This is a genomic window from Pseudomonas sp. TE3895 (genome assembly GCF_056278855.1).
This window is the reverse complement of the sequence record NZ_JBWBQE010000001.1, coordinates 87,018-104,860: the sequence shown is the minus strand read 5'-3', so window position 1 is coordinate 104,860 and position 17,843 is coordinate 87,018. Positions and strand designations below refer to the sequence as shown.

Annotated in this window: 16 protein-coding genes; 12 read left to right on the top strand and 4 right to left on the bottom strand. The window is 61.0% G+C overall.

Annotation, left to right across the window (positions count from 1 at the left end):
* Positions 1–81: 81 nt before the first annotated feature.
* Positions 82–564 carry an SsrA-binding protein SmpB gene (gene smpB, locus ACZ889_RS00480; protein ID WP_003249914.1) on the bottom strand — a complete coding sequence of 161 codons (483 nt, stop codon included), beginning with the start codon at positions 562–564 and terminating at the stop codon, positions 82–84.
* 163 nt (positions 565–727) lie between these two features.
* Here smpB and ACZ889_RS00475 point away from each other — a divergent pair, with 163 nt between their 5' ends.
* Positions 728–1,162, top strand: coding sequence for a type II toxin-antitoxin system RatA family toxin (locus ACZ889_RS00475; protein WP_003249916.1), 435 nt, complete (start codon positions 728–730; stop codon positions 1,160–1,162).
* Positions 1,163–1,225: 63 nt separating this feature from the next.
* On the opposite strand, the gene ACZ889_RS00470 is transcribed toward ACZ889_RS00475, so the two are convergent.
* Positions 1,226–1,762 (bottom strand): outer membrane protein assembly factor BamE, encoded by a 537-nt coding sequence (locus ACZ889_RS00470; RefSeq protein WP_003249918.1) that lies wholly within the window; start codon positions 1,760–1,762, stop codon positions 1,226–1,228.
* A gap of 97 nt (positions 1,763–1,859) precedes the next feature.
* Between ACZ889_RS00470 and fur the strand changes: the two genes are divergently transcribed.
* On the top strand, positions 1,860–2,264 hold the full coding sequence (gene fur / locus ACZ889_RS00465) for a ferric iron uptake transcriptional regulator (RefSeq protein ID WP_003249922.1): 405 nt from the start codon (positions 1,860–1,862) through the stop codon (positions 2,262–2,264).
* Between the two features lie 189 nt (positions 2,265–2,453).
* On the opposite strand, the gene recN is transcribed toward fur, so the two are convergent.
* Positions 2,454–4,127: a DNA repair protein RecN gene (gene recN, locus ACZ889_RS00460; protein ID WP_003249924.1), complete on the bottom strand. Its 1,674-nt coding sequence runs from the start codon at positions 4,125–4,127 to the stop codon at positions 2,454–2,456.
* 192 nt (positions 4,128–4,319) lie between these two features.
* Here recN and grpE point away from each other — a divergent pair, with 192 nt between their 5' ends.
* From grpE to ACZ889_RS00420, 8 genes are all read left to right on the top strand, one after another.
* Positions 4,320–4,877 (top strand): nucleotide exchange factor GrpE, encoded by a 558-nt coding sequence (gene grpE, locus ACZ889_RS00455; protein WP_003249927.1) that lies wholly within the window; start codon positions 4,320–4,322, stop codon positions 4,875–4,877.
* 101 nt (positions 4,878–4,978) lie between these two features.
* Positions 4,979–6,904, top strand: a complete 1,926-nt coding sequence (dnaK, locus tag ACZ889_RS00450; protein ID WP_003249929.1) for a molecular chaperone DnaK — start codon at positions 4,979–4,981, stop codon at positions 6,902–6,904.
* Positions 6,905–7,102: 198 nt separating this feature from the next.
* Positions 7,103–8,227, top strand: coding sequence for a molecular chaperone DnaJ (dnaJ, locus tag ACZ889_RS00445; RefSeq protein ID WP_003249931.1), 1,125 nt, complete (start codon positions 7,103–7,105; stop codon positions 8,225–8,227).
* A gap of 13 nt (positions 8,228–8,240) precedes the next feature.
* Positions 8,241–9,044, top strand: coding sequence for a 4-hydroxy-tetrahydrodipicolinate reductase (gene dapB / locus ACZ889_RS00440; protein WP_003249933.1), 804 nt, complete (start codon positions 8,241–8,243; stop codon positions 9,042–9,044).
* Between the two features lie 265 nt (positions 9,045–9,309).
* Positions 9,310–10,446 (top strand): glutamine-hydrolyzing carbamoyl-phosphate synthase small subunit, encoded by a 1,137-nt coding sequence (gene carA / locus ACZ889_RS00435; protein ID WP_003249935.1) that lies wholly within the window; start codon positions 9,310–9,312, stop codon positions 10,444–10,446.
* A gap of 105 nt (positions 10,447–10,551) precedes the next feature.
* Positions 10,552–13,773: a carbamoyl-phosphate synthase large subunit gene (gene carB / locus ACZ889_RS00430; RefSeq protein WP_003249937.1), complete on the top strand. Its 3,222-nt coding sequence runs from the start codon at positions 10,552–10,554 to the stop codon at positions 13,771–13,773.
* A gap of 2 nt (positions 13,774–13,775) precedes the next feature.
* Complete coding sequence (gene greA / locus ACZ889_RS00425) at positions 13,776–14,252, top strand: transcription elongation factor GreA (protein WP_024717413.1); 477 nt, start codon at positions 13,776–13,778, stop codon at positions 14,250–14,252.
* Positions 14,230–14,679 (top strand): hypothetical protein, encoded by a 450-nt coding sequence (locus ACZ889_RS00420; protein ID WP_012053750.1) that lies wholly within the window; start codon positions 14,230–14,232, stop codon positions 14,677–14,679. Before greA ends, ACZ889_RS00420 begins: the two co-directional genes overlap by 23 nt.
* Before the next feature lie 12 nt (positions 14,680–14,691).
* Here the strand turns inward: ACZ889_RS00420 and yhbY are convergent, their stop codons facing one another.
* On the bottom strand, positions 14,692–15,000 hold the full coding sequence (gene yhbY, locus ACZ889_RS00415) for a ribosome assembly RNA-binding protein YhbY (protein WP_003249945.1): 309 nt from the start codon (positions 14,998–15,000) through the stop codon (positions 14,692–14,694).
* A 102-nt stretch (positions 15,001–15,102) separates the two neighbouring features.
* Here yhbY and rlmE point away from each other — a divergent pair, with 102 nt between their 5' ends.
* Together rlmE and ftsH are read left to right on the top strand one after the other, a co-directional pair.
* Positions 15,103–15,726 (top strand): 23S rRNA (uridine(2552)-2'-O)-methyltransferase RlmE, encoded by a 624-nt coding sequence (rlmE, locus tag ACZ889_RS00410; protein ID WP_003249947.1) that lies wholly within the window; start codon positions 15,103–15,105, stop codon positions 15,724–15,726.
* Between the two features lie 206 nt (positions 15,727–15,932).
* On the top strand, positions 15,933–17,837 hold the full coding sequence (gene ftsH, locus ACZ889_RS00405) for an ATP-dependent zinc metalloprotease FtsH (RefSeq protein ID WP_003249950.1): 1,905 nt from the start codon (positions 15,933–15,935) through the stop codon (positions 17,835–17,837).
* Positions 17,838–17,843: the final 6 nt, after the last annotated feature.

The window sequence follows — 17,843 nt, the reverse complement described above, 5'->3', positions numbered from 1 at the left end:
GCGTCGATGCGCAGATTGCTGGGGCTGCTTCGCAGCCCTTTCGCGACACAAGGCCGCTCCCACAGCGGCCGGGCAGGCTGGTTACTCTTCCTTGCCCTTGTTCCGCACAGCCCGCTGCAGCTCGCGGTTGGAATCGCGTTCGCGCATGGTGTCGCGCTTGTCGAATTCCTTCTTGCCCTTGCCCAGTGCGATTTCGCACTTGATCAGGTGCTTGCTCCAGTACAGCGCCAAAGCCACACAGGTGTAGCCTTTTTGCGCCACAGCCGCTTCCACGCGCTCGAGCTCGCGCTTGTTCAGCAGCAGCTTGCGGGTGCGTGTAGGGTCGGCGATGACGTGGGTGCTGGCCGTGGTCAGCGGGGTGATGTGGCTGCCGAACAGCCAGGCCTCACCGTCCTTGAGCAGCACGTAGCTGTCAGTCAGGTGCGCCTTGCCGGCTCGCAGGCTTTTTACTTCCCAGCCGGACAGGACCAGCCCGGCCTCGAACTTGTGTTCGATGAAGTAATCGTGTCGCGCTTTCTTGTTTTGCGCGATGGTCCCGGTCGGATGTTTTTTTTGCTTAGCCATAGGGGCGGCATTATAGGCAAGTCCGCGCGTCGTCCGCTATGGGATTTCGGTGTGCTTGAGCCACTGGAATGAATACCGGACAATACAAACCCTGTCATACGCACAGAACCTGTTTTCGGCACGCTGCGAAGCGCCGCCACCCAGCCTTGGAAGTGACGCCTGGATGACTACCCATATTCAACGCTCCGCCCTGCTGCCATACCCCGCCCAGGCGCTTTACGATCTGGTCAACGATGTGGCCAGCTACCCTGAGTTTTTGCCGTGGTGCTCGGCCTCGACGGTGATCGAAACCAGCGATACACACATGCGTGCCAAGCTCGAAGTGGCCAAGGGGGGCATGAGCCAGCACTTCGTGACGCGTAACGTGCTGGTGCCGGGGCAGTCCATCGAGATGAACCTCGAAGAAGGGCCGTTCACCCAGCTGCATGGTGTTTGGGTGTTCAAGCCGCTGGGTGAAAAAGCCTGCAAGATCAGCCTGGACCTGTCCTTCGATTACGCTGGGCCGATTGTGCGCGCCACGTTGGGCCCGCTATTCAATCAGGCGGCCAATACGTTGGTCGATGCGTTCTGCCAGCGTGCCAAGCAATTGAATGCCTGACGGATAAGGCGCAAACAAAAAGCCCGGACCAGGTCCGGGCTTTTTTGCATCTGCTGTTCCCGCTTAGCGGGTTTCCAGCGGTGCCGGGGTCGGGACCGGGGTGGTCTCGATGGTGTCGATCTCGCGCTGGATGGACTCTTCGGTCGAACCAGGCTTGGCCGGTTTTTCTACAGGTTGCGCTGCCGGCTGTTCGGCCTGGCCTGGCTCGGTGGCCGGGCTGACGGTGGTGTCGCTGCTGCCACCGAGGATTTCCTGATCGCGGCTGACGCCTGGCATGAAGTCGCCAGACAGGCTGACCAGTTGATCGCTTTCGTTGAAAAATACACTCATGCGTTCTTGCTGGCGCTTACCGCCACCAGGCTGCAGGCTGTACAGGTAATCCCAACGATTGGTGTTGAAGGTGTCCTGAATCAGCGGGTTGCCCATGATAAACCTTACTTGCCGGCGGGTCATTCCCGGGCGTAATTGGTCTATCATGTCTTGCGTGACGACATTGCCCTGCTGGATGTCGATTTTGTAAACCCCGGGAAACGAGCAACCGGCGAGTGCGAGCAGTCCCACTAGGGTGAGGCTGGTTAGCAAGAGCTTGGTGTTTTGCATCGGTGGGCGACTTCCACTATCTTGGCTGGACAACGTAAACCCCGATCATACCCGTATTAAGAGAAGCTGCGAAGCAGCATCGGCGAGAAAGCTGACCATGGTTGAAAATAGCGAATTGCGCAAAGCCGGTCTCAAGGTGACCCTGCCTCGAGTCAAGATCCTTCAGATGCTCGACTCTACCGAGCAGCGTCACATGAGTGCAGAGGATGTCTACAAGGCGCTGATGGAGGCTGGCGAGGATGTAGGCCTGGCCACCGTCTATCGCGTGCTGACCCAGTTCGAGGCGGCGGGTCTGGTGGTTCGCCACAACTTCGACGGCGGTCATGCAGTGTTCGAGCTGGCCGATGGCGGTCACCACGACCACATGGTGAACGTGGATACCAGTGAAGTCATCGAATTCATGGACGCCGAAATCGAGAAGCGCCAGCGCGAAATCGTGGCCGAGCATGGCTTCGAGCTGGTGGACCACAATCTGGTCCTGTACGTGCGTAAGAAGAAGTAACGATTTTTCGTTATGGATAGCAAAGGCGACCTTCGGGTCGCCTTTGTGCTTTCTGGGGCTGAAAGATGTGTTGTCCGTGCCGGCCTCTTCGCGGGCGCGCCCGCTCCCACAGGTACACCTCAGGTTTCAGATCCTGTGATCACCCTGTGGGAGCGGGCGTGCCCGCGAATCGTCTTGGAAAAGAAGGGCTCAGGCCTTGCCGCTCACCACCATCTTGCGTGCATGGGCCAGGGACTCCTTGGTCAGGTCAATCCCGCCGAGCATCCGCGCCACTTCTTCCACGCGCTCACGCTTGCCAAGGCTAGCCACGGCGGTGTGGGTGGTGTCGCTGTTGCGCACCTTGTGCACGAACAAATGGTGATGCCCCTGCGCCGCCACCTGCGGCAGGTGGGTCACGGTCAGTACCTGGCCGCGCTCGCCCAGGCGCCGCAGCAGTTGGCCGACGATTTCTGCCGTTGGCCCGCCAATACCCACGTCGACTTCGTCGAACACCAGGGTAGGAATGCGCGAGGTCTGCGCGGTAATGACCTGGATCGCCAGGCTGATGCGCGACAGTTCGCCACCCGACGCCACCTTCGCCAGGGCCTTGAGCGGCTGGCCAGGGTTGGCGCTGACCAGCAGTTCGATCTGCTCCAGGCCATGGGGTGACAGTTCGGCGCCTTCGTTCGCTGTCAGTTCGATGCAGAAGCGCCCGCCAGGCATGCCCAGGCGCTGGATTTCCTGCTCCACCGCGCCTGCCAGCTGCTGCGCTGCTTGCTGGCGCAGGCCGCTGAGTTCGCGTGCCTTCTCTTTATAGTGCTGGGCGTAGGCGGCAAGCTCTTCGCCCAGCCGCTCGATCGACTCGTCACTGGCGTTAAGGCCTTCCAGCTCCTCCATCAGTTGCTGTTGCAGGTGGGGCAGTTCGGTGGGGTGCACCCGGTGTTTGCGTGCCAGGGTGTAGATGGTGTCCAGGCGCTCTTCCAGGGCTTGCAGGCGCATCGGGTCGGCGTCGAAGTTGTCGAGGAAGCGGTTGAGTTCGCCCACGGCTTCCTCGACCTGAATCTGCGCGCTGGCGATCAGGTTGGCCGCTTCGTTCAGTGCCTTGGGCGAGTTGGTGGCGGCACCCAGGCGGTTGAGGCTGGAGGTGAGGGCGCTGAGCACATTGCCCGAATCGCTCTCGCTGCACTGGTCGATGACCTGGCGGCAGATGCCGAACAGGGCTTCGGCGCTGGTCAGGTTCTTGTGTTCCTGTTCCAGCTGCTCCAGTTCGTGCTCGCCCAGGCCGAGGTTGTCCAGTTCTTCCAGTTGGTAACTGAGCAACTGGTGGCGGGCGCGCTGCTCGTCGCCCGAGTTGGACAGGCGCTCCAGCTCCAGGCGGGTCTGGTTCCAGCGCTTGGCTGCAAGCTGTACCTGGCGGGCCAGGTCGACGGCGCCGGCATACTCGTCAAGCAGGCGGCGGTGGGTGTCGGTCTTGAGCAGGGACTGGTGCTCGTGCTGGCTGTGGATATCGATCAGCAGTTCGCCCAGCGCCTTGAGGTCGCCGAGCGGGCAGGGCGTGCCGTTGATGTAGCCGCGGCTGCGGCCTTCGGCGGTAATCACCCGGCGCAAGATGCACAGGCCTTCGTTGTCCAGGTCGCGCTCGGCCAGCCAGGTGTGCGCTTCGGGAATGTCCACCAGGTCGAAGGTGGCCAGGATGTCTGCCTTGTCGGTGCCGGGGCGCACCACGCCGCTGTCGGCACGGTCGCCCAGGGCAAGGCCGAGGGCGTCGAGCATGATCGATTTGCCGGCACCGGTCTCGCCGGTGATGACGGACATGCCACGGGCGATTTCGAGGTCGAGGTGCTCGACGATGGCGTAGTTGTGAATGGACAGGTGCACCAGCATGGGGGCGGCTCCCGGAAATCAGGTCTGGTTATTTATACAGTACTTTTTTCAGGCCTGCCAATGCCCCTTCGCAGATTCTGATGCAGCCTTGAAAACCACCTTGCCCCTTGAACCTGGTTTTTCCGGCCCCATATAGCCGACATCCAAGGCGAGCCTGGCTCGCAGTCCACAAAATTGCGCAGGAGAGACCCCATGGCTGATGAGCAGCTGAACGAGAAAGACCTTAACGTGGAAGAAACCGGTGCAGGCAATGCAGCTGATACCCGTGTTCTGGAGCTCGAGGAACAGCTGGCCGCAGCCAAGGACCAGGCGCTGCGCGCCGTTGCCGACCTGCAGAACGTACGCCGTCGTGCCGAGCAGGATGTGGAGAAAGCCCACAAGTTCGCCCTGGAGAAGTTCTCCGGCGACTTGCTGCCGGTGATCGACAGCCTGGAACTGGCCCTGGCTCACTCCAGTGCCGACGATGAGCACGTCAAGCAGATCCGCGAAGGTGTCGAGCTGACCCTGAAGATGTTCCAGGACACCCTCAAGCGCTACAACCTTGAAGCTGTCGATCCGCACGGCCAGCCGTTCAACCCTGAGCACCACCAGGCCATGGCCATGCAGGAAAACGCCGAGGTCGAGCCAAACAGCGTGCTGAACGTGTTCCAGAAGGGTTACCTGCTGAACGGCCGCCTGCTGCGCCCCGCCATGGTGGTGGTCAGCAAGGCGCCGAGCGCGGCGCAACCCTCGATCAATGAAAAGGCTTGAAATCCTTCGGGGCATCCCCATCTAGGTGTCAAGCCTTCAAGTATTACCGCAGTTGGCCAAAGTAGTCGCTGCTACCAAATTCAAGTTTCGGGAGAGTTAACATGGGTAAAATCATCGGTATCGACCTGGGGACCACTAACTCGTGCGTCTCCATTCTGGAAAACGGTAACGTCAAAGTCATCGAAAACGCCGAAGGTGCGCGTACTACCCCTTCGATCGTGGCCTACGCCAACGATGGCGAAATCCTGGTTGGCCAGTCGGCCAAGCGCCAGGCTGTCACCAACCCGCACAACACCCTGTTCGCAGTGAAGCGCCTGATTGGCCGCCGCTTCGAAGAAGATGTCGTGCAGAAAGACATCAAGCTGGTGCCGTACAAGATCGTCAAGGCGAACAACGGTGACGCCTGGGTCGAGGCTGCTGGCAAGGAAATGGCTCCGCCGCAGATCAGCGCCGAAGTCCTGAAGAAAATGAAGAAGACCGCCGAAGACTACCTCGGCGAGCCAGTCACCGAAGCGGTGATCACCGTTCCGGCCTACTTCAACGACAGCCAGCGTCAGGCCACCAAAGACGCCGGCCGCATCGCTGGCCTGGACGTAAAACGCATCATCAACGAGCCGACTGCCGCTGCACTGGCTTACGGCATGGACAAGGCCAAGGGCGACCACACCGTCATCGTTTATGACCTGGGTGGTGGTACCTTCGACGTTTCGGTCATCGAAATCGCCGAAGTCGACGGTGAGCACCAGTTCGAAGTACTGGCTACCAACGGCGACACCTTCCTGGGTGGCGAAGACTTCGACATGCGCCTGATCGACTACCTTGTCGACGAGTTCAAGAAAGAGTCGGGCATGGACCTGAAGAACGATCCTCTGGCCCTGCAGCGCCTGAAAGAAGCCGCAGAAAAAGCCAAGATCGAGCTGTCGTCCGCTCAGTCGACCGACGTCAACCTGCCGTACATCACTGCAGATGCCACCGGTCCTAAGCACCTGAACGTGAAGATCTCCCGCGCCAAGCTGGAGTCGCTGGTCGAAGACTTGGTCAAGCGTACCATCGAGCCTTGCCGTATCGCCCTGAAAGACGCCGGCATCGACGCCAGCAAGATCGACGACGTGATCCTGGTCGGCGGTCAGACCCGCATGCCGCTGGTGCAGAAAGAAGTGGCCGACTTCTTCGGTAAAGAAGCGCGCAAGGACGTGAACCCGGACGAAGCGGTTGCCATGGGCGCTGCCATCCAGGGTGCGGTACTGGCCGGTGACGTGAAAGACGTACTGCTGCTGGACGTCAGCCCGCTGACCCTGGGTATCGAAACCATGGGCGGCGTGATGACCGCGCTGATCGAGAAGAACACCACCATCCCGACCAAGAAGTCGCAGGTGTTCTCGACTGCCGACGACAACCAGGGCGCCGTGACCATTCACGTGCTGCAAGGTGAGCGTAAGCAGGCTGCGCAGAACAAGTCGCTGGGCAAGTTCGACCTGGCTGACATTCCGCCAGCACCGCGTGGCGTGCCGCAAATCGAAGTGACCTTCGACATCGACGCCAACGGCATCCTGCACGTAGGTGCGAAAGACAAGGCCACCGGCAAGACTCAGTCGATCGTGATCAAGGCCAACTCCGGCCTGTCGGACGAAGAGATCGAGCGCATGGTGCGTGACGCCGAGGCCAACGCCGAGGAAGACCGCAAGTTCGAAGAGCTGGCGGCTGCCCGTAACCAGGGTGACGCGCTGGTGCACTCGACCCGCAAGATGGTCGCTGACGCAGGTGACAAGGTTACCGCTGAAGAGAAAACCGCCATCGAGGCCGCCGTTGTTGCCCTGGAAGCCGCTGTCAAAGGCGACGACAAGGCTGCCATCGACGCCAAGGTTGAAGAGCTGTCCAAGGTCTCTGCCCCGGTTGCCCAGAAGATGTACGCCGAGCAGTCGGCTGAACAGCCTCAGGGTGGCGCGCAGCAGGCCGAGCCGGAAGCCAAGCACGATGACGTGGTTGACGCCGAGTTCGAAGAAGTGAAAGACAACAACAAGCAGTAATCCCTGCATGTTGTCGGCCGGTTCACCGTCGTTTGCCGGTGAGCTGGTAGGATGTCGCCGCGCGGGGGCTTGCTCCCGCGTTGGCGTATCTGGAATTCGAGAATTTTTACAGCATCTGTCAGCGGCTCTTGGGGGGTCGCACGCGGGTGCTGATGGCGTGGCGCAGATGCCACACGCCCAACAAGGTGCAAATGACCTATGTCCAAGCGTGATTATTATGAGGTCCTGGGTGTCGAGCGCGGCGCCACTGAAGCGGACCTCAAGAAGGCTTACCGCCGTTTGGCGATGAAGTACCACCCGGACCGCAACCCGGGTGATAAAGAATCGGAAGACAAGTTCAAGGAGGCCAACGAGGCCTACGAAGTGCTGTCAGACGCGAGCAAGCGTGCGGCCTTCGACCAGTATGGCCATGCGGGTGTCGACCCAAGCATGGGTGGCGGTGGTGCAGGCTTTGGTGGTGCCAATTTCTCCGACATCTTCGGCGATGTGTTCAGCGACTTCTTCGGCGGCGGCCGCGGTGGTGGTCGAGGCGGTGCCCAGCGCGGCAGCGACCTGCGCTACACCCTGGAGCTGAACCTGGAAGAAGCGGTGCGTGGCACCACGGTCAGCATCCGCGTGCCTACCCTGGTCAACTGCCAGCCTTGCGACGGTTCCGGTGCCAAGAAGGGCTCGACCCCGTCGACCTGCCCGACCTGCGGCGGCATCGGCCAGGTGCGCATGCAGCAAGGCTTCTTCTCGGTGCAGCAAACCTGCCCGCGCTGCCATGGCCAAGGCAAGATCATTACCGACCCGTGCACTTCGTGCCACGGTGAAGGGCGTGTCGAGGAATACAAGACGCTGTCGGTCAAGGTGCCGGCAGGTGTCGATACCGGCGACCGCATCCGTCTGTCGGGTGAGGGCGAGGCCGGTACTCATGGTGGCCCGACTGGCGACCTGTACGTGGTGATCAGCGTGCGTGAGCACGAGATTTTCCAGCGTGATGGCAAGCATTTGTACTGTGAAGTGCCGATCAGCTACACCGATGCTGCCCTGGGCGGCGAGCTGGAAGTGCCGACCCTGGATGGTCGCGTGAAGCTGAAGATTCCGGAAGGCACCCAGACTGGTAAGCAGTTCCGTCTGCGTGGCAAGGGTGTTGCCCCGGTGCGTGGTGGTGGTGCGGGTGACCTGCTGTGCCGTGTGGCCGTAGAAACCCCGGTCAATCTCAGTCGCCGTCAGCGTGAGCTGCTCGAAGAGCTGCGTGATTCGCTGGAAGGCGACAGTTCCCACTCGCCCAAGGCCAGCGGCTGGTTCGATGGTGTGAAGCGCTTCTTCGGCGATCTCTGACAAGGAACAGGTTATGCGACGTATTGCAGTGATGGGCGCGGCGGGGCGGATGGGCAAAACCCTCATCGAAGCCGTGCAACAAACCCCGGGCGCGGGGCTGACTGCGGCGATCGATCGCCCAGACAGCTCGTTGGTCGGGGCTGATGCCGGAGAGCTGGCGGCACTTGGCCGAATTGGCGTGCTGTTGTCCGACGACCTGGCCAAGGTTGCCGACGAGTTCGATGTGCTGATCGATTTCACTCACCCCTCGGTGACCCTGAAAAACCTGGCGTTCTGCCGCAAGCATGGCAAGGCGATGATCATCGGCACGACCGGTTTTACAGTCGAAGAGAAGCAGCTGTTGGCCGAAGCTGGCAAGGACATTCCAATCGTGTTCGCCGCCAACTTCAGCGTGGGTGTCAACCTTAGCCTCAAGCTGCTGGATATGGCTGCGCGGGTGCTGGGCGATGATGTCGATATCGAAATCATCGAGGCGCACCACCGGCACAAGGTCGATGCGCCGTCGGGTACTGCACTGCGCATGGGTGAAGTGGTTGCCAATGCGCTGGGCCGTGATCTGCAGGAAGTGGCCGTGTATGGTCGTGAAGGGCAGACCGGTGCGCGCGATCGCAAGACCATCGGTTTCGCTACCGTGCGTGCCGGCGATGTGGTGGGCGATCACACCGTGTTGTTCGCTGCTGAAGGCGAGCGCCTGGAAATCACCCACAAGGCCTCCAGCCGCATGACCTTCGCCAAGGGTGCCGTACGTGCGGCGCTGTGGCTGGATGGGCGCGAGCCTGGGCTGTACGACATGCAGGATGTGCTTGAACTGCGTTAAGCCGTTCTATCGGCAGTGGCTTCTTCGCGGGCAAGCTCGCGAAGAAGCCACTGCCGATGTCAGTCTGTCGCAATCATGTGTTTTAGAGACACATCCACGGTAGACCGAAAACACACTTTTCTGTAAGCTACAGCTTTAGTGTGTCCACTAAAAGCGCGCAGCGAATTGAATTCAGCACATGAAAGCGGGGTGACGTGTCCATACGTCACTCCGCTTTTTTGCAACCTGCGATCGCCCTTTCATGCTTGATTTACGGGAGGTCTTCTTGACAAAGCCAGCCATACTCGCCCTTGCCGACGGCAGTATTTTCCGCGGTGAAGCCATCGGTGCCGACGGTCAGACCGTTGGTGAGGTGGTATTCAACACCGCTATGACCGGCTACCAGGAAATCCTTACAGACCCTTCCTACGCGCAGCAAATCGTTACCCTGACCTACCCGCACATCGGCAACACCGGTACTACCCCGGAAGACGCCGAGTCGAACCGTGTCTGGTCCGCTGGCCTGGTCATCCGTGACCTGCCGCTGCTGGCCAGCAACTGGCGTAACACCCAGTCGCTGCCTGAGTACCTCAAGGCCAACAACGTCGTCGCCATCGCCGGCATCGACACCCGTCGCCTGACCCGTATCCTGCGTGAAAAGGGCGCCCAGAACGGCTGCATTCTGGCAGGTGACAACATCAGCGAAGAAGCGGCCATCGCCGCTGCCCGCGGCTTCCCGGGCCTGAAGGGCATGGACCTGGCCAAGGTCGTCTCCACCAAGGAACGTTACGAGTGGCGCTCCAGTGTGTGGGAGCTGAAAACCGACAGCCACCCGACCATCGACGCTGCCGACCTGCCGTACCACGTGGTTGCCTTCGACTATGGCGTCAAGCTGAACATCCTGCGCATGCTGGTGGCCCGCGGCTGCCGCGTGACCGTGGTGCCAGCCCAGACCCCGGCCAGCGAAGTGCTGGCACTCAACCCGGACGGCGTGTTCCTGTCCAACGGCCCGGGTGACCCTGAGCCGTGCGACTACGCGATCCAGGCGATCAAGGAAATCCTCGAAACCGAGATTCCGGTATTCGGCATCTGCCTCGGCCACCAGCTGCTGGCCCTGGCTTCCGGCGCCAAGACCGTGAAAATGGGCCACGGCCACCACGGTGCCAACCACCCGGTCCAGGACCTGGATACCGGTGTGGTCATGATCACCAGCCAGAACCACGGCTTCGCCGTTGACGAGGCGACCCTGCCGGGTAACGTTCGCGCCATTCACAAGTCGCTGTTCGACGGCACCCTGCAGGGTATCGAGCGTACCGACAAGAGCGCGTTCAGCTTCCAGGGCCACCCTGAAGCGAGCCCGGGCCCGACCGATGTCGCGCCTCTGTTCGATCGTTTCACCGATGCCATGGCCAAGCGCCGCTGAGCATCCTGCTTCAAGGCCCCGGGCCGGCACCTGCCGCGCCCGGCAGCGCCTGACCCAGATTGTTCAAAGCGGCTTGCCGACTGACCCCGGATTTGAGTGACCACCATGCCAAAACGTACAGACATCAAAAGCATCCTGATTCTCGGCGCTGGCCCGATCGTGATCGGCCAGGCCTGCGAATTCGACTACTCCGGCGCCCAGGCCTGTAAGGCCCTGCGCGAGGAAGGTTTCCGCGTCATCCTGGTGAACTCCAACCCAGCCACCATCATGACCGACCCGGCCATGGCCGACGCCACCTACATCGAGCCGATCAAGTGGCAATCGGTGGCCAAGATCATCGAGAAAGAGCGCCCGGATGCCGTCCTGCCGACCATGGGTGGCCAGACCGCCCTGAACTGCGCCCTGGACCTGGAGCGCCACGGCGTTCTGGAGAAGTTCGGCGTAGAGATGATCGGTGCCAACGCTGACACCATCGACAAGGCCGAAGACCGTTCGCGCTTCGACAAGGCCATGAAAGACATCGGCCTGGAGTGCCCGCGCTCCGGTATCGCCCACAGCATGGAAGAGGCCAATGCGGTCCTCGAGAAGCTCGGCTTCCCATGCATCATTCGCCCGTCGTTCACCATGGGCGGCACCGGCGGCGGTATCGCTTACAACCGTGAAGAGTTCGAAGAAATCTGCACCCGTGGTCTGGACCTGTCGCCGACCAAAGAGCTGCTGATCGACGAATCGCTGATCGGCTGGAAGGAATACGAGATGGAGGTGGTCCGCGACAAGAAGGACAACTGCATCATCGTCTGCTCGATCGAGAACTTCGACCCGATGGGTGTGCACACCGGTGACTCGATCACTGTTGCCCCGGCACAGACCCTGACCGACAAGGAATACCAGATCATGCGCAACGCCTCGCTGGCGGTGCTGCGTGAAATCGGTGTGGAAACCGGCGGTTCCAACGTCCAGTTCGGCATTTGCCCGAACACCGGCCGCATGGTCGTCATCGAGATGAACCCGCGCGTATCGCGTTCGTCCGCCCTGGCCTCCAAGGCCACCGGCTTCCCGATCGCCAAGATCGCCGCCAAGCTGGCCATTGGTTACACCCTCGACGAGCTGCAGAACGACATCACTGGCGGTCGCACCCCTGCGTCCTTCGAGCCGTCGATCGACTACGTCGTCACCAAGCTGCCACGCTTCGCCTTCGAGAAATTCCCGAAAGCCGACGCCCGCCTGACCACCCAGATGAAATCCGTGGGTGAAGTCATGGCCATCGGCCGTACTTTCCAGGAATCCCTGCAGAAAGCCCTGCGCGGCCTGGAAGTCGGCGCCTGCGGCCTCGACCCGAAAGTCGACCTGGCCAGCCCGGAAGCCGCCAGCATCCTCAAGCGTGAACTGACCGTGCCGGGTGCCGAGCGTATCTGGTACGTGGCTGACGCCATGCGTTCGGGCATGACCTGCGAAGAAATCTTCAATCTGACCGGCATCGACATGTGGTTCCTGGTGCAGATGGAAGACCTGATCAAGGAAGAAGAGAAGGTCAAGACCCTGGCCCTGTCGGCAATCGACAAGGACTACATGCTGCGCCTCAAGCGCAAGGGCTTCTCGGACCAGCGTCTGGCAGTACTGCTGGGCATCACCGACAAGAACCTGCGTCGCCACCGCCACAAGCTGGAAGTGTTCCCGGTGTACAAGCGCGTCGACACCTGCGCCGCCGAGTTCGCCACCGACACCGCCTACCTGTACTCCACCTACGAGGAAGAGTGCGAGGCCAACCCGTCGACCCGCGACAAGATCATGATCCTGGGTGGCGGCCCGAACCGTATCGGCCAAGGTATCGAGTTCGACTACTGCTGCGTACACGCCGCCCTGGCGCTGCGTGACGACGGTTACGAGACCATCATGGTCAACTGCAACCCGGAAACCGTCTCCACCGACTACGACACTTCCGACCGCCTGTACTTCGAGCCGCTGACCCTGGAAGACGTGCTGGAAGTCTGCCGCGTCGAGAAGCCGAAGGGCGTGATCGTTCACTACGGCGGCCAGACCCCGCTGAAGCTGGCCCGCGCTCTGGAAGAAGCTGGCGTGCCGATCATCGGTACCAGCCCTGACGCCATCGACCGCGCCGAAGACCGTGAGCGCTTCCAGCAGATGGTTCAGCGCCTGAACCTGCTGCAGCCGCCAAACGCCACCGTGCGCAGCGAAGAAGAGGCTATCCGTGCTGCGGGCAGCATCGGCTATCCGCTGGTCGTGCGTCCGTCCTACGTACTGGGCGGCCGTGCCATGGAGATCGTCTACGAGCTGGACGAGCTCAAGCGCTACCTGCGTGAAGCGGTACAAGTGTCGAACGACAGCCCGGTACTGCTCGACCACTTCCTCAACTGCGCCATCGAGATGGACGTGGATGCGGTGTGCGACGGCACCGACGTGGTCATCGGCGCGATCATGCAGCACATCGAGCAGGCCGGCGTACACTCCGGCGACTCGGCGTGCTCGCTGCCACCTTACTCGCTGAGCAAGGAAGTGCAGGACGAAGTCCGCGTTCAGGTCAAGAAAATGGCGCTGGAGCTGGGCGTGGTCGGCCTGATGAACGTGCAGCTGGCCCTGCAGGGCGACAAGATCTACGTGATCGAAGTCAACCCGCGTGCCTCGCGTACCGTACCGTTCGTGTCCAAGTGCATCGGCACGTCCCTGGCGATGATCGCGGCCCGTGTCATGGCGGGTAAAACCCTGAAAGAGCTGGGCTTCACCCAGGAAATCATCCCGAACTTCTACAGCGTGAAGGAAGCCGTCTTCCCGTTCGCCAAGTTCCCAGGGGTTGACCCGATCCTCGGCCCTGAGATGAAATCGACCGGTGAAGTCATGGGTGTCGGTGACAGCTTCGGTGAAGCCTTCGCCAAAGCCCAGATGGGTGCCAGCGAAGTGCTGCCGACGGGCGGTACTGCGTTCATCAGCGTGCGCGACGACGACAAGCCGCAAGTGGCTGGCGTTGCCCGCGACCTGATCGCCCTGGGCTTCGAAGTGGTTGCCACTGCCGGCACCGCCAAGGTTATCGAGGCGGCTGGCCTGAAAGTGCGCCGTGTGAACAAAGTGACCGAAGGTCGCCCTCATGTGGTCGACATGATCAAGAACGACGAAGTGTCGCTGATCATCAATACCACCGAAGGTCGCCAGTCGATCGCCGACTCCTACTCGATTCGTCGCAATGCGCTGCAGCACAAGATTTACTGCACCACTACCATTGCGGCTGGTGAAGCCATCTGCGAAGCGCTGAAATTCGGTCCGGAAAAGACCGTTCGTCGCTTGCAGGATCTGCATGCAGGACTGAAAGCATGAGCATTACCAAATACCCGATGACCGTCCAGGGCGCTCGCGCCCTGGAAGAAGAGCACCTGTTCCTGAGCAAGACTGAGCGTCCGCGCCTGAGTCAGGCCATTGGTGAAGCGCGTGAGCTGGGTGACCTCAAGGAAAACGCCGAATACCATGCCGCCCGTGAGGAGCAGGGCATGGTCGAAGCGCGTATCCGTGATATCGAAGGCCGTCTGCAGAATTCGGTGGTCATCGATGTGACCACCATCCCTCACACCGGCAAGGTGATTTTCGGTACCACCGTGGTACTGGCCAACACCGAAACCGATGAAGAGGTGACCTACCAGATCGTTGGTGAGGATGAAGCTGACGTGAAGCAGGGCAAGCTGTCGAGCGGTGCACCCATTGCCCGTGCCATCATCGGCAAGGAAGAAGGTGATACTGTCGTCGTCAAGACGCCTAGTGGCACGGTCGAGTACGAGATTGTCGAAGTCAAGCACATCTGACCGACGCCTGCGGGCGCCGTCCCTTGAGGGGATCCTCTGGCAACTGGCCCAGGTTTTCTGGGTCGGTGGCCTGTGGGTGTTCCATGTAGGGCTGGTGCCTGCGCTCAAGGTCAGTGGCCTGGCCCCGCTGCTGGTGCAGGATATCGCCGGGCAGATCGACCGCTGGTTGATCGGCGTGGCGTTGCTTGGCTTGTTGACTCAGCTGGCAGTGCTGGCGAGGGTGGACGGCCTGGCGGCCTGGTGGCGGCAGTTCCGCGGCCAGATGCTGTTGCTCGGCTTTGGTGCCTGCGTGGGGTATTACACCTTGCGCTACGGTATTTCCGTGGGCGAGCGCTGGCAGATGTTCTGCTTCCTGGTGCTGGGCTTTTCCGGCATCGTGCTGGTGGCCCAGCCGGTACCGGTCAGGGCGCGTTCACCGCGCCACTGATCGGAGCCACCGTTACTTGTAACGGTGGATGTTGGACAGCTGTTTGTTCGGCTGTGGGTTCTTGCGGTAGATCAGGGCTTTCTTGCCGATGGTCTGCACCAGCTCGGCACGGCCGGCCTTGCACAGCTCGGCGATGGTCTCGGCGCGTTCCTCGCGGTCTTCCGAGCGAATTTCGACCTTGATCAGCTCATGGTCGACCAGAGCGCGCTCCAGTTCGGCGATCACGCCTTCATTCAAACCGTTGCCAGCAACGATCAGGACCGGCTTCAGGTCATGACCAATGGACTTGTATTGCTTCTTCTGCTCGTTATTGAGCGGCATAATCTGACCCTTTCCGTCTGATTCTGTAAAATTGACCGGCATTTTACCCGAGGGCCACCGGCTCCGCCCAGTCAATCACGACGCATATCATCGAGGTGCCCCGTGGTACAACGTTCCAAAAGCAGCGCAAACTGGCTGCGAGAGCATTTCAACGACCCTTTTGTGAAGCAGGCGCAGAAGGATGGGTATCGCTCGCGTGCGAGCTACAAACTGCTGGAGATCCAGGAGAAGGACCGCCTTATCCGCCCAGGCATGAGCGTGATCGACCTCGGCGCGGCCCCTGGTGGCTGGTCCCAGGTGACCAGTCGTCTGATTGGTGGCCAGGGTCGCCTGATCGCTTCCGACATTCTGGAAATGGACTCGATCGCCGACGTGACCTTCATTCAAGGTGACTTCACCCACGACGAAGTGCTGCAGCGCATTCTCGAAGCGGTGGGCGATTCGCATGTAGACCTTGTGATTTCCGACATGGCCCCCAATATGAGTGGTACGCCCGCGGTGGACATTCCGCGTGCCATGTTCCTCTGCGAGCTGGCCCTCGATCTGGCGACCCGCGTGCTCAAGCCCGGGGGCGACTTCCTGATCAAGATTTTCCAGGGCGAAGGTTTTGACGTGTACCTGAAGGATGTGCGCAGCAAGTTCGACAAGGTGCAAATGCGCAAGCCATCGTCGTCACGGGACCGTTCCCGCGAGCAATACCTGTTGGGCAGGGGCTTCAAAGGGTAATGAAAGGTGTGAAGCGGGGTGGTCGATAGTTAATTCCAATCGGCCACTGCGTCAGGATCGTCCGAACTTCGTGTAGTCTAGCTTTCACAAAGGGTTACAGACGGTGCCTGCGGCTGCGTAGGTAATGTAGTAAGTTAGGGCGATGAATATCATGCGAGGCACGGCTGCGTCGTGCGCCGGCCTCAGAGGGTAGCTAATTGAACGACATGGCAAAGAATCTGATCCTGTGGTTGATCATCGCAGCTGTCCTGGTGACAGTGATGAACAACTTCTCCAGCCCTAACGAGCCGCAGACCCTCAACTACTCCGACTTCATCCAGCAGGTCAAGGATGGCAAGGTCGAGCGTGTGACCGTCGATGGCTACATCATTACTGGCAAGCGCACCGATGGCGACAACTTCAAGACTGTGCGCCCGGCCATCACCGACAATGGCCTGATCGGCGATCTGGTCGACAACCATGTGGTCGTCGAAGGCAAGCAGCCTGAGCAACAGAGCATCTGGACGCAGTTGCTGGTGGCGAGCTTCCCGATCCTGGTGATCATTGCCGTGTTCATGTTCTTCATGCGTCAGATGCAAGGGGGCGCGGGCGGCAAGGGCGGGCCGATGAGCTTCGGCAAGAGCAAGGCACGCCTGCTGTCCGAAGACCAGGTCAAGACCACGCTGGCTGACGTTGCGGGCTGTGACGAGGCCAAGGAAGAGGTTGGCGAGCTGGTCGAGTTCCTGCGCGATCCGGGCAAGTTCCAGCGCCTGGGCGGCCGTATCCCGCGCGGTGTGCTGATGGTTGGCCCACCCGGTACCGGTAAGACCCTGCTGGCCAAGGCCATTGCGGGCGAGGCGAAAGTACCGTTCTTCACCATTTCCGGTTCGGACTTCGTGGAAATGTTCGTGGGTGTCGGTGCCAGCCGTGTGCGCGACATGTTCGAACAGGCCAAGAAGCACGCCCCGTGCATCATCTTCATCGACGAAATCGACGCCGTTGGTCGCCATCGTGGCGCCGGCATGGGCGGCGGTCACGACGAGCGTGAGCAAACCCTCAACCAGTTGCTGGTGGAGATGGACGGCTTCGAGATGAACGATGGCATCATCGTCATCGCCGCCACCAACCGTCCGGATGTGCTCGACCCTGCGCTGCTGCGCCCCGGCCGCTTCGACCGCCAGGTGGTGGTTGGCCTGCCGGACATTCGTGGTCGCGAGCAGATCCTCAAGGTGCACATGCGCAAGGTGCCGATCGGCGAGAACGTCAACCCGGCGGTCATCGCGCGGGGTACTCCAGGCTTCTCCGGCGCCGACCTGGCCAACCTGGTCAACGAGGCTTCGCTGTTTGCCGCGCGTTCCAACAAGCGCCTGGTCGAAATGAAAGAGTTCGAGCTGGCCAAGGACAAGATCATGATGGGCGCTGAGCGCAAGACCATGGTCATGTCCGAGAAGGAAAAGAGAAACACGGCCTATCACGAGGCTGGCCACGCCATTGTCGGTCGCCTGGTGCCTGAGCACGACCCGGTCTACAAGGTTTCGATCATCCCGCGTGGTCGTGCCTTGGGTGTGACCATGTTCCTGCCGGAAGAAGACCGCTACAGCCTCTCCAAGCGTGCGCTGATCAGCCAGATCTGCTCGCTGTATGGCGGCCGTATCGCCGAGGAGATGACCTTGGGCTTCGATGGCGTGACCACCGGCGCGTCCAACGACATCATGCGCGCCAGCCAGATCGCCCGTAACATGGTGACCAAATGGGGCCTGTCCGAGAAGCTCGGCCCGCTGATGTATGCAGAGGAAGAGGGCGAGGTGTTCCTCGGCCGTAGTGCTGGTAGCCAGCATGCCAGCGTGTCCGGCGAGACTGCCAAATTGATCGACTCCGAGGTGCGCAGCATCATCGATCAGTGCTACGCCACTGCCAAGCAGTTGCTGATCGACAACCGCGACAAGCTCGAGGCGATGACCGAAGCGCTGATGAAGTACGAGACCATCGATGCCGATCAGATTGACGACATCATGGCTGGGCGCACACCACGTGAGCCGCGTGATTGGGATGATGACAAGCACTCGGGCACGCCTGCGGCCCAGGATGAGCGTCCGGAATCGCCAATCGGCGGCCCAGCGGCTGAACACTAAGGGCAT

What these genes read in the sequence shown, in the direction of transcription:
- smpB (WP_003249914.1), bottom strand. Translation starts at nt 564, where the DNA reads ATGGCTAAGCAAAAAAAACATCCGACCGGGACCATCGCGCAAAACAAG.
- ACZ889_RS00475 (WP_003249916.1), top strand. Translation starts at nt 728, where the DNA reads ATGACTACCCATATTCAACGCTCCGCCCTGCTGCCATACCCCGCCCAG.
- ACZ889_RS00470 (WP_003249918.1), bottom strand. Translation starts at nt 1,762, where the DNA reads ATGCAAAACACCAAGCTCTTGCTAACCAGCCTCACCCTAGTGGGACTG.
- fur (WP_003249922.1), top strand. Translation starts at nt 1,860, where the DNA reads ATGGTTGAAAATAGCGAATTGCGCAAAGCCGGTCTCAAGGTGACCCTG.
- recN (WP_003249924.1), bottom strand. Translation starts at nt 4,127, where the DNA reads ATGCTGGTGCACCTGTCCATTCACAACTACGCCATCGTCGAGCACCTC.
- grpE (WP_003249927.1), top strand. Translation starts at nt 4,320, where the DNA reads ATGGCTGATGAGCAGCTGAACGAGAAAGACCTTAACGTGGAAGAAACC.
- dnaK (WP_003249929.1), top strand. Translation starts at nt 4,979, where the DNA reads ATGGGTAAAATCATCGGTATCGACCTGGGGACCACTAACTCGTGCGTC.
- dnaJ (WP_003249931.1), top strand. Translation starts at nt 7,103, where the DNA reads ATGTCCAAGCGTGATTATTATGAGGTCCTGGGTGTCGAGCGCGGCGCC.
- dapB (WP_003249933.1), top strand. Translation starts at nt 8,241, where the DNA reads ATGCGACGTATTGCAGTGATGGGCGCGGCGGGGCGGATGGGCAAAACC.
- carB (WP_003249937.1), top strand. Translation starts at nt 10,552, where the DNA reads ATGCCAAAACGTACAGACATCAAAAGCATCCTGATTCTCGGCGCTGGC.
- yhbY (WP_003249945.1), bottom strand. Translation starts at nt 15,000, where the DNA reads ATGCCGCTCAATAACGAGCAGAAGAAGCAATACAAGTCCATTGGTCAT.
- ftsH (WP_003249950.1), top strand. Translation starts at nt 15,933, where the DNA reads ATGGCAAAGAATCTGATCCTGTGGTTGATCATCGCAGCTGTCCTGGTG.